Below are 1003 nucleotides of genomic sequence, written 5' to 3'. Positions count from 1 at the left end.
GTCGCCACCCGCAAAGAACTCACCAACGCCCTTGAACGCATCACCGATGCCGGAGAACGCATTGTACATGTTGTAGGCCTGAGCAAACGTGTTGTAGGCCGCAGTTCCCATGTTTGCGAGGCTACGTTCACGATACGCCGCGATCCACGAGTGCACGGTAATGATCAGGCCCGTACTCAGCGCCGGAATGATGATCAGCAGGTACCAGAGGTTGATCGCAGCGTGAAACGCTTTGGGCGGCAGCACACCAAACGCGAATGCCGCGCCCCCGAGCACGAACAGAAACACACTGCTGAAGCCAATCGCAGCCTGAATAGCACCTGACCACGCGAGTACCCGAATCCAGCCGCCCAGCGACCGGGACTCAACCCAGATACCGCCAACTGCGTAGCAGTTCCACCAGCTGATCCCGAAGTTCAGGGCCAACATCAAGGCAATCATCAACATTTAAACCTCCTTTCTAAGTGTGGGTTTGCTGTACACAAACGCGTGCTCTGCAACGCCCGGTCGGTATTCAGGGTAGACGGTGATAGTCGCGGCAAGCTTCCCGTTCTGGAGCTTTGCCGCATCCAGATCATTTACGTAGCCAACGACCGCTGCGCCCCCGAAATAGGTAGCGCCATCGATCGCCGCTTTCAGCGTCTTGTGCCGTGCATCGAGATCACGCAAGCGCAAGAATTCCCGGAACCCAGCAGCCACATCGTAGAAACCGGTAGCGATAAACGCGTTCTCCAGCGAATCGTACGCATCAGCTTTCTGATGTTTCAGACTCGTGCATTCTTTTTTGAGAACCTCCAGCATCTCTGCTAGCTGCTCATCAGTTTGTTCCAGCATCAATCCTCCTTATAGATCGGGTCATGGGAACGGTCCCGAGCGCCCCGTACCAGTGCTATGCCGATCATCATTTTACACAAGCCGAATGCGATTAGCAAGACCGCGATAATGGCACCTGTCCTCATTTCAGGAAACGAACTTCCACTTGATGATCGGAGGTAGCGCCGAC

At 55.1% G+C, this 1003-nt stretch carries 2 protein-coding genes; both read right to left on the bottom strand.

Annotation, left to right across the window (positions count from 1 at the left end; genetic code table 11):
• Positions 1–447 (bottom strand): hypothetical protein (locus tag AC1RPN_RS07770; protein WP_481763647.1); only part of this gene is annotated, 447 nt, incomplete at its 3' end.
• Positions 448–834: a hypothetical protein gene (locus AC1RPN_RS07765; protein WP_481763646.1), complete on the bottom strand. Its 387-nt coding sequence runs from the start codon at positions 832–834 to the stop codon at positions 448–450.
• Between the last annotated feature and the right edge of the window lie 169 nt (positions 835–1003).

This window comes from Dellaglioa sp. CoH-57-MRSF-20 (genome assembly GCF_056781955.1).
This window is presented reverse-complemented; position numbering and strand designations above follow the sequence as displayed.

What these genes read in the sequence shown, in the direction of transcription:
- AC1RPN_RS07765 (WP_481763646.1), bottom strand. Translation starts at nt 834, where the DNA reads ATGCTGGAACAAACTGATGAGCAGCTAGCAGAGATGCTGGAGGTTCTC.